10 protein-coding genes are annotated in these 17,467 nt (G+C 36.9%); 2 read left to right on the plus strand and 8 right to left on the minus strand.

Going from position 1 to position 17,467, the window contains the following annotated elements; all coding sequences use genetic code 11:
• Window positions 1-79: 79 nt before the first annotated feature.
• Entirely contained in the window at window positions 80-637 is a 558-nt protein-coding gene (locus IR022_RS04605; protein WP_194202796.1) for an NADPH-dependent FMN reductase, read from the plus strand.
• A gap of 144 nt (window positions 638-781) precedes the next feature.
• On the opposite strand, the gene fucP is transcribed toward IR022_RS04605, so the two are convergent.
• The 4 genes from fucP to fucI all read right to left on the minus strand — a co-directional run bounded on the left by fucP (window position 782) and on the right by fucI (window position 6,216).
• Window positions 782-2,119: an L-fucose:H+ symporter permease gene (gene fucP / locus IR022_RS04610; RefSeq protein WP_194202797.1), complete on the minus strand. Its 1,338-nt coding sequence runs from the start codon at window positions 2,117-2,119 to the stop codon at window positions 782-784.
• Between the two features lie 7 nt (window positions 2,120-2,126).
• Window positions 2,127-3,590 (minus strand): rhamnulokinase, encoded by a 1,464-nt coding sequence (locus tag IR022_RS04615; RefSeq protein ID WP_194202798.1) that lies wholly within the window; start codon window positions 3,588-3,590, stop codon window positions 2,127-2,129.
• 6 nt (window positions 3,591-3,596) lie between these two features.
• On the minus strand, window positions 3,597-4,241 hold the full coding sequence (locus IR022_RS04620) for a class II aldolase/adducin family protein (RefSeq protein ID WP_194202799.1): 645 nt from the start codon (window positions 4,239-4,241) through the stop codon (window positions 3,597-3,599).
• A gap of 187 nt (window positions 4,242-4,428) precedes the next feature.
• Complete coding sequence (fucI, locus tag IR022_RS04625; RefSeq protein WP_194202800.1) at window positions 4,429-6,216, minus strand: L-fucose isomerase; 1,788 nt, start codon at window positions 6,214-6,216, stop codon at window positions 4,429-4,431.
• Between the two features lie 253 nt (window positions 6,217-6,469).
• Between fucI and IR022_RS04630 the strand changes: the two genes are divergently transcribed.
• Window positions 6,470-7,330 carry an AraC family transcriptional regulator gene (locus IR022_RS04630; RefSeq protein ID WP_194202801.1) on the plus strand — a complete coding sequence of 287 codons (861 nt, stop codon included), beginning with the start codon at window positions 6,470-6,472 and terminating at the stop codon, window positions 7,328-7,330.
• Window positions 7,331-7,386: 56 nt separating this feature from the next.
• Here the strand turns inward: IR022_RS04630 and IR022_RS04635 are convergent, their stop codons facing one another.
• Genes IR022_RS04635 through IR022_RS04650 form a run of 4 tightly spaced genes read right to left on the minus strand, consistent with a single transcriptional unit; the run spans window position 7,387 to window position 17,452 of the window.
• Window positions 7,387-9,681 (minus strand): DUF5703 domain-containing protein, encoded by a 2,295-nt coding sequence (locus IR022_RS04635; RefSeq protein ID WP_410492795.1) that lies wholly within the window; start codon window positions 9,679-9,681, stop codon window positions 7,387-7,389.
• 56 nt (window positions 9,682-9,737) lie between these two features.
• Complete coding sequence (locus IR022_RS04640) at window positions 9,738-11,171, minus strand: sialate O-acetylesterase (protein WP_194202802.1); 1,434 nt, start codon at window positions 11,169-11,171, stop codon at window positions 9,738-9,740.
• A 25-nt stretch (window positions 11,172-11,196) separates the two neighbouring features.
• On the minus strand, window positions 11,197-14,577 hold the full coding sequence (locus IR022_RS04645; protein WP_194202803.1) for a glycosyl hydrolase: 3,381 nt from the start codon (window positions 14,575-14,577) through the stop codon (window positions 11,197-11,199).
• 4 nt (window positions 14,578-14,581) lie between these two features.
• Window positions 14,582-17,452 (minus strand): glycoside hydrolase family 2 TIM barrel-domain containing protein, encoded by a 2,871-nt coding sequence (locus tag IR022_RS04650; protein ID WP_242053065.1) that lies wholly within the window; start codon window positions 17,450-17,452, stop codon window positions 14,582-14,584.
• Between the last annotated feature and the right edge of the window lie 15 nt (window positions 17,453-17,467).

Raw genomic sequence — 17,467 nt, forward strand, 5'->3', positions numbered from 1 at the left:
TTTCATCCAAAAATGAAATATTAGGTGAATTTTATGTATATTTATAATGTGAAAATATTAAATCTTAAAAAGGTCAGTTATGAAGAAAAAGAAGATTGCAGTATTAGTCGGAAGTTTAAGAAAAGGTGCTTATTCGAAAAGTGTAGCCAATTGTCTTATTAGTCTAGCACCTGAGTCCTTTGATATGAACGTTATAGAGATAGGAAAGTTACCTATTTATAATCAGGACTATGATGAAGAGACAATTGAAGCATATACTAAATTTAGAGAAGCTGTAAAAGAATCAGATGCTGTTTTGATAGTTACAGCAGAGCATAACCGTTCTATACCTGCAGTACTTAAAAATGCCTTAGATGTAGGGTCACGACCATTTGGTAAAAGCGTTTGGGGAGGTAAACCCGGAGCTATTGTCAGTCAATCCTATGGTGCTATTGGTGGTTTTGGAGCTAATCATCATCTTCGTCAAGTGTCGTCATTTCTTGATATACGTATGATGAACCAACCTGAGTGTTATCTAGGTGAAATTCAGGATTCTATGGATCAGAATGGAGTTATTACATCGGAAAGAACTATCAAATTCTTACAGAAATTCATGAATTCTTATGAAGAATGGGCTAATCAACATCTTGATAAATAATCAAATTGAATATAGTTTTATAAAGAAACCTTACTTTATTTAGTGAGTAATTCTAATAAAAAGAGGCTGTTCATTACAAACAGCCTCTTTTTATATAGCTTGCATTCTATTGACAATGATCTAAGTAAATATAAAATTAAACTCTTATTGCTTTACTGAACTACCAAAGAATCCGAAGAAGGATATATATAGGAAGCACACTAAAGGAACAATAAAGCCAATGCTCATATTTGTTTCACCTATCAGTCCCATTAGTGTCGGAGCAATTGCTCCACCCACTACAGTGAATACTAATATAGAAGAAGCCGTCTTAGTTTTTTCACCCAGATGCCTTAATCCTAAAGCGAAAATAGATGGAAACATAATAGACATAAACAAATAACTTGCTATTAAAGCGATAAGCCCAAAACGAGTATGGCTTGCCATTGCAATTATCATCAATAGTGTATTTATAAGAGCAAAGCTACCCAATAATACCTCGGGTTTTACTTTTTGCATAATCATACTACCCGACAATCTGCCTATTGCAAATAGAGCCATCCCACCAAGACCCAATAATAGTCCTGCTTGCATTTCATTTAATTGCAGAGCTTCTATTTCAACAGTATAATTAATAAAAAAACTACCTATACCAGTTTGAGCCGCAACATACAAAAATTGGGCTATCACCGCCATTACAAAATGTCGTTGTTGTATCAAGGGTCTATTTGAGATCCGTTCATTATTAAGACTTGCAGCAGCATCTTCCGAAGATGTTTCCGATTTGATTTCTGGCAGTTTTACGAAAATAAATAGTACCAAAACCAATAGAACAATTGTTCCCAATCCTACATATGGTGCTACTAATGCAGTGTTATCTGTTATAGCTTCACTTGCCGAGGTTGTAATATTCTGAACTTGCTCGGTAGCTCCTAAGAATACTTTCTTTACAGCCTCAACGAATAGTTCTAATATCGATTTTTCGGATTCATTACTAAATATTAGTATAGAACCAACTAGAGGTCCTAGAATCCAACCAATTGCATTAAATGTTTGAGCCAGATTAATTCGGCTTGCAGCTTTTTCAGGAGAACCTAATACTATTGTATATGGGTTGGCTACAGTCTCGAGGCACGCAAGACCACAAAATAACACTAATAGACCTATTAAGAAAGCCCAAAATGTATTAATACCAACTGCCGGTACAAACCAAAAGGCTCCTGCAGCAAAGAGAGAAAGCCCAACTATAATTCCGAATTTATAACCAAACTTTCGTGCTATAATTCCGGCAGGAATTGCCATAATAAAATAAGCACCGTAAGCAGCTGCTTGTACGGCTCCCGATTCGGCTTTCGTAAGGGATAATGAATCCTGAAAATGCTTATTTAAAACATCCAGCAAGCTATGTGCAAATCCCCATAAGAAAAACAGACTGGTGATAAGGATAAATGGAAATAAATAATTTACTCCATTTTCTCCTGTAAACATCGAGTTTTTTTTCATACTTTAATTAAAATAAGTGTTTTACATTTTCTGCAATTTCTAACCATTTCTGGTTGTCTTTAGGATAATAAGATTTAAGGATAAAGCTGTTTTTTATAATTTCGTGCCCTTCATTCCAATCTTTGACTGTTCTATCGGCAATTGCCTGCTGTATAATATTACCAATGGCTGTAGATTCAGTCATCCCTGTTGATACCACAACATTAAGTGCATCAGCTGTATATTGGTTTAGTAAATCATTTTGACTACCACCTCCTACAACATATAATTGGTCAATTTTCCTACTAGAGCATTCTTTTAGTTTCTTAGCAACAAAATGATATTTTAATGCTAATGATTCCATAACACACCTTACAAACTCTCCTTTGGTTATAGGCGTAGTCTGATTGGTATTAGTACAATAAGATTCTATTGCAGTACTCATTGAAGATGGATTCGAAAACGATACATCATCTGGGTTTACAATGCTTTGGAATGCTTTTGCTTGAATTGCTTCTGACAATAGATATTCATACGAGTATTTCTTTTCATCCTTCTTTTCCCATTCAGCAATTAGTTGCTGTAAAAGCCAAAGACCTGTGATGTTTCTCATAAAGAGTATTTTGCCATTCACTCCACCTTCATTTGTGAAATCGTTCAGCATTGCTTCCGATGTAAGAATAGGTTCATCTGTAAGCAAGCCCAACAATGACCATGTACCCGAACTTAGGAATGCCCAATTATTACCTTCTGCCGGAATTGCACCTATTGCACTGGCTGTATCATGCGAGCCAACAGCAAAGACTTTTGCATGTCTGGCTCCTGTTTCTTCTACAATTGTTTTTGAAAGACTACCGATAATTTCTCCTGGTTTTATGATTTTTTCCATGACAGAAAAGGGCAACTCTAATTGACGAAATATATATTCGTCCCATTGTCGTGTTTTTGCATTTAATAATTGAGAAGTAGAAGCTATTGTGTATTCGTTAGCTGCCACACCTGTCAGGAAATAATTTATAAGATCGGGTGTAAAAAGTAGTTTATCTGTGGAACATAAAGAAGGATCGCCTTTAGAGTGAAGACTATACAATTGAAAAATGGTATTTATCTCCATCTGCTGAATACCTGTACTTTCATACAAATATTCTTTAGATATATTTTGTGTAGCCTCATTTGCCATACCTAAGGTACGATGATCTCTATAAGTAACAGGATTGGAAACCAAATGCCCTGCTTTATCTATAAGACCAAAGTCTACACCCCATGTATCAACAGCTATGCCTTTTAGGTTATATCCTTTTTTTATGGCAAGAAATATACCGTATTTTATATTCTCAAATAGAGATAAGAAATTCCAATGTAGTGTATTACCCAATTGTACAGGCTTATTCTCAAATCTGTGAATTTCATCTAAACAAATCCTTCTATCAACAATCGTCCCGACAATGGCTCGACCACTGCCAGCACCCAGATCTAAAGCAAGATATGCCATAAGTGATCATTTAGATGTTTTGCCTAGAATATATTTATCAAGATCGTCAACTTCTTGTTCCGTAAGAGTTAAATAATTGCCTGCTCCCGCATTTACAATTATCTGGCATGCCAATTCAAAGAATACTGCTTTTTGGAAAGCATCATCAAAGTCTTTTCCACAAACTACTTGTCCGTGCTTGCTGAGTAATGCAGTATCATTATTTGTTAATGCTGCTGTTACAGCCTTAGCAAGTTCGGGAGATCCTGGTCTATGATAGTCCACAACCGATATTTCGCGACCACAATAACAAGGAACTTCTGCAATAACATTAAAATTAGTAGGTTTATCCTTCATACACGAAACTACTGTTGCGTATTGAGATTGGAAGTGTACAACAACATTAACATCTTTTCTATTACGTAACACACCTAAGTGAAAAGAACTTTCCATAGATGGTTTTACACCTTGTACAGGCATGCCATCGGAAATGCGACATGTTGCTATTTTATTTTCGGTAATGCGAGGAAGCCAAGAGCCTGTTCCTGAGATTAAAGCTAAGTCTTCTTCTACTCTCCAGGATATGTTGCCACTACTGCAAAGTTGTAGACGTTCTTTTCCTACTCTTTGAGCTTGTGCTATAAATTCAGCTAAATGTTTATCTGTTATCATGGTATATATGTGCTTATATCAACTAAAACGAATAAACGTAAAGTCTATCCGTTTTAGTGTATTATTAGTATTACTTTTGTTCTTATTTAACAGTTAATAAAGTGAAGCTCGAATTTGACTTCGGACTTTTAATTCATAACGTGCAATTATAGGTGTATTCAGATGAACCGAAATAAGGTCTCAGCCCTTATTTATACAAAGGTCCATAAGTATTACAAGCACGATAATCAGCACCTTCTTTATCCATTCCAAAAGCACTCCATACTGCAGGACGGAATACGTCTTCTTTATCTACGTTATGCATAGAAACAGGAATGCGAAGCATTGATGCTAAAGTGATTATATCGGCTCCAATATGTCCATAACTGATTGCTCCGTGATTAGCTCCCCAATTATTCATAACAGAATATACATCTTTGAAGTTAGAGTCTTCTGTTAAACGAGGCACAAACCAAGTTGTAGGCCAGCCTTTATCTGTTCTGTCATCTAATATTTTATGAATTGCAGGATCAATGTCTACTGTCCATCCTTCAGCTATTTGAAGTACAGGACCAAGTCCTTTAATTAAATTCAGACGAGCCATAGTACAAGGCATACCACCTTTTGTCAGGAATTTTGAAGAATAGCCACCTCCTCTGAAATATTCACGGTTGGCAGGCATCCAAGTAGTTGCATCAAGACAAGCTTTGGTTTCAGCTTCGCTAATATCCCAAAATGCTTTCATTGCCGGATTACCATTTTTATCTGATTGTTGACCCGAACCATCTAATGTTGCAGCACCCGAGTTTATCAAGTGAATCATACCATTAGCTGCTACTCCTTCGAGTTTTTTGCCTGTAACACGTTCTACAGCCTCAGGGCTCCAATAAGTACGAACATCGGCAAATATTTGAGCTGTGTTGGTTAACAAATAACTGAATAGCATTACCGTTCCATTTAAAGCATCATTTTCTGTTGCTAACATATATGGAGCGCGAACACCTGTCCAGTCGAAAGATGAATTAAGAATTGCTTCTGCAAAGTCTCCGTTCGGATAGAAATCAGTCCATTGGCGTTGACCTTGGAATCCTGCTGCAATAGCATTATGTCCCAGAGCTTCTTCTCCAAATCCCATTTCCTTAAGTTTTGGATTTCCCACCATCAAATCTCTGACAATGATAGCCATCTTTACAACAAACTCCCAGTCTGCATCTTTTCCGGCTCTGTCTTTTATCAGGTCTTTTCGGTTGATAATATCTTCGCCTTCTTTGCAGTTGGCTTTAGCCCAAGCTAGTGCTTTTTCGTATTCTTCTTTATCGTATATGCCTTCGGTCATACGACGAATTATTTCCACTTCGTCGATACCTTCGCAACGCATGCCTAAATAATCTTCGAAGAAATCTGGACTCACAATCGAACCGGCTATACCCATACATACAGCACCTATTGATAGATATGATTTACCTTTCATAGTGGCTACTGCCATTCCGGCACGGGCAAAGCGCAATAATTTTTCGGTAACATCTTTTGGAATAGAAGTATCTGATGATTCTTGCACATCGTGCCCATATATACCAAATGCTGGTAATCCTTTTTGTGCATGTCCGGCTAATACAGCTGCTAAATACACAGCTCCGGGACGCTCTGTTCCATTAAATCCCCAAACAGCTTTAACTGTATGCGGATCCATATCCATAGTCTCACTACCATAACACCAACATGGAGTAACGGTAATAGTAACACCTACACCTTCTTTTCTGAATTTTTCTGCACAAGCAGCACTTTCGGGTACACGACCTATAGTAGAGTCTGCAATTACACATTGTACAGGAGTACCATCGGGGTATTTTAAATTATCAGATATTAATGTAGCTACACTTTTGGCCATGTTCATAGTTTGAACTTCCAACGATTCACGTACACCACCCATACGACCGTCTATAGTTGGGCGTATTCCGATTTTAGGCCATTCTCCTTGAAATCTGTTTTTCTTCATGATATTTACAATAGTTAGGTTAAAGTAATGTCTCCGATACTATGTAGCTAGAGACATTTATAATAAATAAGGTTTAATAATAGAAATTGGTATAACTTATATGACAAATATATGTTTAAGATATTACAATCGCTTTCACTATTTCGACAGACGACTAATACAATATCGATATTCTGATATTTGAATTATATGTTATTAATTATATATAAGTATATTTACACATTCTTGGTATGATATTAAAACGATATGCCATATGCTTAAATCTAATGAAGACCTTAGTCTTATTTTGCTCAATGTTGGTTATTCTGAACTGAATGCAAACTGGAATTGGAAAAATGTGCATAGCCCTTTTGCCCGTATATATTATGTAAAAGAGGGAAAAGCCAGAACTAAGATTGGAGATAAAACATATATTTTAGAACCCGGATATTTGTATTTAACACCTCCCTTTACTTTACACGATAACGAATGCGACAGTTATTTCTCGCTATACTATATCCATTTCTATGAAAAGGTATTAAACAAGGAATCCATATTTGATAAATACGATTTTCCGATCGGAATAGAAGCCTCTTCTTTGGATTTATTATTAACACAACGGTTATTGGAAATAAATCCTGATAGGTATTTACATCATTTCGATCCGAAATTGTACGATAATCCTCCTATATTTTCTCAGTATATAGCAAACAACAATAAGATGGCTTTGCATTCTAATATTGAGACACAGGGTATTCTTTATATGCTGATGTCGAAATTTCTCGAATTGATAAAGATGAAATCGAATAATAAAGATATTCGTATCAATAAAAGCCTCCTTCATATACACGAAAATATAGATAAGGATATTTCTATCGATCAATTGGCGAATATAGCTTGTATAACAGAAGATCATTTTATTCGTTTGTTTAAGAAAGAGATGAACTGTACACCAACTAAATATATCAATTTGAAGAAGATGGAAAAGGCTCAGTTATTTCTATTGACTACGGATATGTCCATCAGAAGTATTGCTTTTGATTTATCAATAGACAATATATCGTATTTCAATAGAATCTTTAAACAGCATACAGGAAAAACTCCTACTCAGTATAGAGAGGAATATAATAGGTAATAAAAAGAGCCGACTATAATTGTCGGCTCTCTTAGTATATATCTAAAAAATGAGTATCAAAAGACTTCAATTACATCTTTCCTTCTATTTTCTGGAGTTACTTTCAATAAAGTAATTTCACCATTTTCTAGTTTACATTCCACAATTGTATTGTAAGGTGCATGAAGTTTAAAATGTACATCCCATGATTTATCCCACGCCGGAAGAAGTAATATTCGTTCTCCATCTGTTTGAAGTAACATCTCTTGTAAAGCAATCATTCCACTTCCTCCCCAATTATGGTCGGGAGTCCAATCGTATCCGGGTCCCCAGAATGTAGGAAAGCGTGTCTTAGCACTTTCGAGCTTCTTTGTAACTAATTCCTTTGCTTCATTAATTAAACCTAGCCTAGCCGCCCAAATAGCATCTTGTTTCCATCCAACATGACTTCTGAATTTTATAACATCCTTATCATATTTCCACGTGTTGAGAGCAATATCTAAATTGGGTTTGCCTACTCCATAAATACCCCAAGGGAAAACAGGATATAATTGAGGTGTTTCTACATTGTTAACTCGTTCCCATAGCCAAGCAGGCGAGATGGTAGTATGTCCGTCAATTTCTCGTGTTCGATTTTCAGGGATTCTAGTTAAAAACTCCTTGAAATATTTACTCTTAATAGTATCAGATTGTATTTGGGGCAATTCTAATAAGCGAGAACTAACGGTTTGTAATGCTGCAACTGTAGATGCTGCATTATAAGCCATTTTATAAGTCTCGCAAGCCGACCCCGGATAAAGGACTAGTTTGCCTTGTTCATCTAGAGATTTTCGTCCTCGTTGTTTTGCCAGATATTGATAATGTTCATCAAAGAAACGAAGTGTACTTTCTATAAGTAGTAGGTATGTCGAAATACCCTTATCTGTGTATCTTTTAGTTTCGAGAATCATAAAGCAAAATTCGAGGGCAGTATCCCATTGGTATTCGAGCCAAGCATTATATTCCATGCCCATGTCGTACCATTCAGGACGTTTCCATCCATATTCACTAGGGTTAGGTAATCCGAAGTTCTCAATTTGCTCTGTAAAACAAGCTCCCTCATGCCCCCAATAGATTTTGCTTCTTAATTCTGCTGTGGCAAGTATACGATTGTAGAAATCAAACTGAGGTTTCATCATATCCGCATCTCCGCTTCTTAACATAGGAAAGTAAACTAACCGTTGATTTTGGGCAGTGTGTGTGCCACCTCCCCATTTCCTGAAATCGGGCGTAAAATTTAAAGTACTGTCTGTATGAACAGGATCATAAGTAAATAATCCTCCATTGAATTTAGTAGGATATTGTCCGTATGCATTACAGCCTAGCATATAACGAAAAAGTTGATAGTTACGGGCTATTTCGAAACCTTTACTCTCTTTTTTTTTAGATTGAATATGTATGAAACTCTTATCCCAGAACGCTTTCCACCAGGTTTTATTCTTAGTTAAATCAGATACGATAGGCTTATAAAGCTTACTTTTCCAATCATCAATATTCTCTGTTTGTTCTGTATGTAGCTTTATTTTTATCTGAGCATTCTTAGTTGGTTTATTACTTTCTAATTTCCATGCCTTATAATCCGTATCAGCATAAATGCCTGTTGATATATCGGATGCTTTAAAGCCTTTAGCTTCAATAACTCCACCGAAAGTAAGGTTCTTTATAGGGTTAAACATTTCTGATTTAACAGCCTCTAGTCCTTGTTGCTGAACAACGACATCAAAGAGAGTTTGCTTATCATTTTGATGAAAGAATAAAATCTTATCTTCATCAAATTGAATTTCGTCTTTCTTTGTAGCTAGATCTTTGGGTGCTGCCCATTTATAAGAGTTCTGATTGCTTTCGTTTTTTCTCAATAACCTGTCTTGATAACGCCAATTTTCATAAAAGACTTCCACTTTTAGATTTTGGTTGTTAGAAATATCTACATTAATAACAGGATTAAAAACATCTGCCCAAATACGAATGTCTGATGAAATAGTATTGTTTTTTCCTTTGATAACAATATGACCTTCTTCAAGTTTTAGTTCCTGACTAAAATCATTCCCCTCAAAAGGGTTCGGGGTAAGTCTTACTCTTACTCGTCCTAGTTTCAATAAAGTATTGTTTTCGTCAAAAGTACCGCTTCGTGAAAAATAAAAGAGCACATCTCCGTTTTCTACCCAAACATTCATTCCTATATCTCCACCTCCACAAGGCATACTCTCCGAAGAGTTTTTACTCGGACTGTGCCATACAATATTGTAATCTGAAATATTCTGAGCCATTGATTGTACGACCCAGAACATTAAAAAGAATGTGATTAGTTTAAAATATTTATTGCTATATCTCATAGTTATATTTCTATGCTTACTGAATCTATACTAAAACGTTGAAGCTTTAGCTTTTTTTATTTATCCCAATTATCACTTCTAAAAGAGGATAGGGGGAGTCCTTCTGTACTGAAAAGATCTCCTACAACGAAATCTTTGAAAGCGTATCTAACCGCAACGGGTTTACTAACCTTATCGGAGGATACTTCTACTTTGCTTCGTTTAATTTCAGCTTTAGCTGGATAGAAAACTTTGTCTGCTCCTGCAACCTCAAATTCTTTCAACTCTTTTCCGAAAGCGGTGAGCCACATTGGTGCATTTTCAAACGTAAGTATAACTTTGTTTTCTTCGAGTACCATTTCTTTGAATGTAGGACTTTCGTATGCAAATCCTTTTAATCCGTAGGTTTTACCAAGAGCCATCATAGCAAGGCGTTCGCCGCCTGTTTTTTTATTTTGAGGGTGAATGCAGTTTTCTTCTCCAATATCCATCAATACCACCATTCCTACGTCGGGAACTTGTATTGCCGATTTAGATTGTGCTTCCCTCAAAAATGCAGAATTGAATTTCCCTCCTTGTTTATCAGGAGTAGAAATAGATGCATAGTTATAAGGTGCTATCTGGCAATAGTAAAAAGGAAATTCACCTTGTCCCCAGACCTTTCGCCACTCGTTCACCATTTTTCCGAAAAGCAGAGGGTATTGATCTGATCGTTCGTAGTTAGATTCTCCCTGATACCAAATACAGCCTTTAATGGTATAACCAGCAATTGGATTGATCATACTATTGTACAATACCATTGGAGTACGGTTAGGTACTTTCATATCTTCTTTGGTTGTTGGAAGTTTTATGTCATTGAATTCAGCAAGCATATCTTTACTCATCCACGCTTCAATAGAAGAACCTCCCCAAGACGAAAGGATTAATCCAATAGGCACATCCAACATTTCATTTAATAATTTGCCATAATAATAGCCTGTCGCACTAAATTCTTTTACAGTTTCGGGTGTTGCTTCTGCCCATTCTCCGATAATGTCATTTTGAGTTGTTAAAGAGGATGCCCTTTTTACGGTAATAAGCCGTATATTTTTATTTTTAGACTTTAAGATAGCTTCATTACCACCAAGTACAGGCTGATTTTTAAATCCTTTCATAGGCATTTCCATATTCGATTGCCCTGAACAAAGCCATACTTCGCCAATCAATATATTATCGAAAGTTATCTTATTTTTATTGTCAGATATGTTTATTTCGTAAGTCTCATAACTTGCTGCAGGTGTAGGAATTTTTATCATCCACTTTCCAGCATTATCCGCTTTTCCAGCATACTTTTGAGTAGACCAAGAGGGGCTTACAGTTATTGTTTGTCCCTTATTAGCCCATCCCCATATATTTACTTCCGTATTTTGTTGAAGCAACATGTTTCTACCGAAAATGGCAGGAGTTTTTAGTTCTGCGTGAACTGATATAACGACAAAAAAGGTTATTAATAGTATATATATATTCTTCATAACTTATATAATGCTAAGGTTTTTATTAATGGATAGGAGTCCACTTTTGAATCACTACATTTCCTGTTAATCCACTTTTTACCAATTCTTTGACAGGTAGACGGAAAGGTGCATTTGTCCATATCTTCTTACTCTCGTCTTTTTCTGCTCCAAAATCTTCATCTCTCATAATACGGTTTGCCCATGTATTTGCAACTTCTATCTCTATTGTATTTTCTCCATCTTTTACACCATCTGTAATGTCTAAACTATATGGCTTAGTCCAAAGAATACCACATGATTTTCCGTTAATTTTCACCTCTGCCAAATTGAAAATTTCGTCGAATACTATGGTAAATTTATCTTTTGCGTTAACCTTTAGGTTTACAGTATTCTTATAAATAGCTGTACCCGAATAATATCGTATACGATCATCTGAATTTGTACTCCAATCTGTAAGTTTTTCAAATATAACAGGCTCTTCAGGTCCACGTTGTGTAGGATCGAATTGTACTGTCCACGCTTTTTTAGGAGAGTAGCCGCTAATCCTTCCCATTTCCTCTTTTGTTACTTTTTCTTTTATGTCTTTTGTTGTTTCTTTAAAGACTATAAATAAAGACTGATAAGCATCTAATGATATTCGCAAATCTGAGCGATGCCCCGAATCTTTAAAATGATGAGAAGTAGATATAGAAGAAACTTCTCCTGTCACAGGATTCCATATTTCAGGTGTCTTTCCACTGACGCGTAACGAAATATTGAGATCTCTCATTTTATCGGTTTGATTGGATACAAAATAAATATCAACTCCATCTCCTTGTCGATGAGTATAAGCTATATTTTGTGCATATTCTTTAAAGCTCGAATCTTTAGCTATAAAATCTCGTTCAATATTCAGAAATGTATCGTCATTTAGAGGAAGATTCTTTGTTTTAGGAGCTTGTTCTGTCCAATTTATTACTTTATCTCCACTTTTAGTCTGATTAGATATTTCTCTTTTAAGGTTATTCTCCATAAATAAAGTAGCCCCTTGCAAAGCAAACTCTTTAAGCTTATTTGCTACCTGCTCAGATATGAATTCGGGATTGGGTTGCATAGGATGCTTTCCTGGAATAACAAGTGCTGCATAACTCATGCCATTAGGAAGTACAATACGTCCATCTACTACTTTTGCGAAATTAAGAAGTACATCAGGATTAAAACTATCATATTGATAGCCTCTTAATGGATTTATCCAATCCTCGGCCCCTGTTATATTAGCTGAATGATTTACACCAACAGGCATTTGACGGGTAGGCTGTCCTATATTAGCCAAACGTTGTTTTTCGAATTCCACTTTTTCTTTTCCGAATATTCCGGGTAAAAACGGTAGTAGTCTATCGGGTAGAATTGCCCTGCGAGGAAACCCTTCTCCGGTAAATACAGCAATGTCTACAACAGGTCTACCAAATTGAAGTAATGCCTGACAGCGTTGTGCATAGTCTACCCAAGCACGACCCAACTTCCACCATGTCTGATCTCGTTGGAAATACAATCCTATACCATCTAAAGTCATACCGGGTTTACGGTCTAGCCATGGATTTAGCGCATTTACGTGATAACTCAGACGGTTAATACCTAGTGCATAATGTCTATCTTGTAATGCCTTAAGCATGGCAGGATGCTCGTCGAACATTGCTCTGAGTTGAGTGAAAGCTTCGGCTTGAATGATATTTTTTTCATAGATATGTCCTCCTGAAATAGCATCTAAAACATCGTTAGGTTTGTCATGTGTAGGACTTTGCAACCAATATTCGCCCATAGGGATATCAGTATTCTTATAATGCATCATTCCATCGCTCATCATAGTAGGCGATACACATTCGGCACTGAATTGGGCTCCTTTAGCGTTGGCTTCCTCTTTCAGCACGGCATAGAATTTGTCTACGACCAACTCTGATATGGTTTGTCGTACATCGTATAATACTCTTTCCGATGTTTCGGCATTTTCTATTGGAATACCTGCCATTACAGGTAGATATGGATATATGTCGTAACCTCTGCGTTTCTTGAATTCATCCTTAAAATTTGACGACCAATTTTGACTGCCACACTCCCAACTATCTACATGAAATACTTTTAAGACACGAGCTGCTAAATCTTCGCCTGCCACTTCCACAGCTTTTCCAAACCAAGAGTTAAATTGCAAGCGGATAGCTTCGGGATTGAATTTATCACATTCCAAGCCTATACCTTTTCCGCCTGTGGCATTAGTATGCCCTGTTGAAGTATGTCCCATGCGAAGTATTGTCCAATTTCCTTTGGGTGCTTTCCAATTTAATTTTCCGTCCTTATCTACATATTGAGATATATCAATTAATTGTTTAGGATTGATGCATAAATCAGCAGTTATTTGCTCATTGGTTGTGCGAGGGCTTATTCTCCATGCTTGTGCACTTTTACCTTCATATTGATGTATACGTGCTTCGGATGATAACCAAATCCCTTTTATTTTCAAGGATTGTTTCCATTTGGCTGCATCTAAATCTTCTGCTCCCGGCTCGGTTCCTGATATATCGTACAAGAAACGGAAATAGCGAGCAGTTGTGCTTGGTATGCTACTTGTCATAGGAAAATCATCATTTTGCCATCCTTGACGTGGTGGTTCTAATTGTACTATTTTACGAAAGTTCACACCATCATCACTGGCTTGGATAGTTAGGCGTTGCCCCTGAAAACTCCTTGGTGGAGTTTGTACCTGTATTGTTCGACAGGTAAATGGTTCATCAAATGTATATTGTATCCAGCAAGGTGATTCACTACGGAAGATCTCTTTGCTGTTTTTATCAGTCAAAAACTGAGGATCAGTATTTGGAACATTCGTTGTTACTTTGGGTTTTATTGTTTCTGTCGAGACTCCTTCTCCTTGTGGAGTAGGATAGGCAAATACCGCAATATCTTTATAATATCCTTCGAAACTTTCGGGTTGAGAAAGCATCTGATTAATCGTTTTTCCTCCTTTAATGTTTGTCTGCTTCCAAACCACTTTTTGCATAGATAATTCGGGTGTAATCCAAGGACCTCCTGCTAGAGCAAATCCATCACAGATATGAAATCCGATCTTTACACCTACACGATCGGCTTCTTTGAACGCAAATTCGACCATTTCCCACCAAAGTGGGCTAAGTTGTTCTACTATAGGAGTAACAAAAGGTTTTTCGGGGACTCCTTTTATAGGCATCAGGTATGCGCCGGCAATTCCTACTTCTTTCATTGCCTCAAGGTCGGCAGTGATTCCTTCTTTGGTTACAGCACCTTTCATCCAATACCAAAACACCCACGATCTAGATGCTTCGGGAGGAGATGTCCACAATTGTCTTAAGTCTTGAGCATAGCTTAGGCTTAAGTTTAGACAAAGGATTAAACAGATAAAATATATTTTTTTCATAACTTTATTTTGCTTCGAATTTTAGATAAATACTACCTTGCTGCAAACCGCTTACCCATTGAGCTTGGGACGATGGACCTACCAAGTCCGTAGAATTTACTTTATTACGGACAGCGGGAATCACTTTTAATACAGAGATTCCACTCTGAGGAATAGTATATAATAATACATCACGTCCATCACGAGGCGTATAAACTCCTAAGTAGTTATTTTCGTTAGTATTGCCTAAACTGATAACACCCTCGGTAGTATTAATGTCAGCCCATTTCCAATTGTTGAAATAACCCTTAAATTCAGGATAGATAAATGATTCTCCGGGAATAGGATCATTATAATCGTTTTCCCATATTCCGAAGTTAGAGCCATGTATACGGTTTTGCCATACACGATACGGACCTTCGCCTAACCATCGCTTAGATATTACTTGATTTTCGGGGTAATCAAATTTTATACCCATCAATTCTACGACTCCTTCATACTGATAGCTATAATCTAAACGAATATTTCCATCTGATTTGATAACCCAATGTGCCTGACGCATATTTCCGAAATAGTCGGCAGTAATAGTGATACTGTCTGGCGTACTCTGAAATGTAAAATTAGTAAGTTTGTTTTCGCCCGAAATATCATTGTAAATCCGTTCTTTGCTTCGTGCTTCGGCATCATCATGATTATAGAAAACATCCATAGACCGATCGCCACGGCGAGCTGCTATAAAGCGAGGACCATTACCAAAAGATATATCTTTATTATTCTGTTTTACAGAACTCAGTTCTCCATTTTTTGTATTGAAAGTCAATAGGGTTGAACCTACTGTTACAAGGAGTTTATTATCTTCTTCTTTTGCCGATAAGTTGTTTTTTCCTTTAGAGAACGAATAATACTCACTGGGCTTTTTCCATTGCCAATCCCATGTCCAAAGTTCTTCGTTGGTTGGGCTATAAACTGTAAGTGATAAGGCTCCTGCATTCTGCCAATCAGAGGGGAGATTGACTTTAAATGTACCCGAAGTATGTGGAGCAATATCAACACCCCTTATATCTCCTGTTTTTATTATTTTTTCTTGATCATCAAACGATTTAAGTGTCCATACAAAACGACAATCTTTAAGATTGGTAAAGTCATATCTATTCTCGACTGTAAATGTACCGTCAAAGTTATCGGGTAGGGTAGTATTCATTATTTGTACGGGTGACCATACTTGTTTCACGGTATAGAAGCTTCCTTCTTTTTCGTGGTGAGGCCCTACGATACCATCTGCACCATAATTGCCCACATTATCAATACGTCCGTTCTGATCGGTTCTTACGACTCCTTCATCTGCAAACATCCATATAAAACCACCTGCACAACGAGGGTGTTTGCGCATCATCTCCCAATAATCCCAAAGACCTGCACCAGCTCCACCATCATAAAGGGCATGAAGAAATTCGGTAGGCATAAAAATTTCGGGTAAACGCATATATTCCTGACTTTCGCCATAGGAACGATAATGCATAGTTTCAAATCCTCCAAAGTTTTTCTGTGGATGCAAAACGGGTCTTTTTTGAGGATCGAGCGGTGCAAACTCTTTGTCTATTTCAAGATTGTGACCTCCTTCGTTACCATTGGCCCACCATGTTACTGATGGATGGTTTACATCTCTTTTCACCATTTCGTGAATAAGTTTTGCTCCTACATTGCTGTCGTACTTTCCATGCCACCCTGCAAGCTCTACCATCACGTATAATCCCAATTCATCACATGCTTTTAAGAAATCAGGATCTGATGGATAATGAGATAGACGAACGGCATTCATATTCATTTCTTTGATGAGTTTTACATCATCATAATTATCTTTTTTACTCAGAGTTCTTCCTGTTTCGGGACGGAAGCTATGGCGGTTAACTCCTTTTATTATAACTTTTTGACCGTTTATATATAAACCATCACTTGGACGAACTTCAATAGTGCGGAATCCGAAGCGTTCAGTAACAGTATGTAGTACTTTATTGTCTTGTATCAATGAAAACTTAGCATAATACAGATTGGGCGTTTCAGGTGTCCAATTCTTTATATTATCCAATTTTGTCTTTATTATTGCTTTGTCTGAACCTCCTGAAATGGGAGTTTCTGTGCTTTTACCGATTGATTTTCCGTTTATGTCGGTCAATTCGGCAACTACCTTAGTATTGTTGCCCATTGCTAAGCCTAGAAATACATCTGCATAGAAACTACCGTCTGCATCTGCATCAATTGCTGTACGATCGATGAATTCGGCAGGAAGTGCTTCTACAAACACAGGACGGAAAATGCCTCCAAAGTTCCAATAATCGGCACGTCTTTCAGCCATATTCACGCTGGGGTTGGCAGATTCTTTACTAACAGTGAGTTCTAATACATTTTCTTTATCTCCAAAAAATATACGGTCGCTAACATCGCTCTTGAAGCGATAAAAAGCTCCTTGATGCAAATTACCACATCGACGACCATTGATTAGTGCTTCTACATCGGTCATCACTCCATCAAAAACAATACGTACAGTTCTGCCTTCCCATTCTTTGGGTAGCTTGAATTTGTATTTATATTTACCTTGTTCGTTTGCTATTCCCGGAGGATTAGCTTTGCCGTAAAAAGGCATTCCGTATTGATATGTACCGAAGCCTTGTAATTCCCAGCAGGATGGAACGGGAATAGTTGTCCATTTACCGCTGTTACGTCCATCAGTACAGAAAAACTCCCAATCGACAGTATCATCTGATCCTGTGCCTGATAAATATTGTATGCCAGTTTCGGTAGGATGAAAAGGCTGGACTTTATTTTGTGCATTTATACATTGTGAGGCCAAAATGCCGCAGAATAGCATAAATTGGAATAAGAGGTTTCTTTTTTTCATAGTCTAATATAGAGT

It is taken from the genome of Dysgonomonas sp. GY617, assembly GCF_015233815.1.
In the GTDB taxonomy this organism is placed as follows: domain Bacteria; phylum Bacteroidota; class Bacteroidia; order Bacteroidales; family Dysgonomonadaceae; genus Dysgonomonas_A.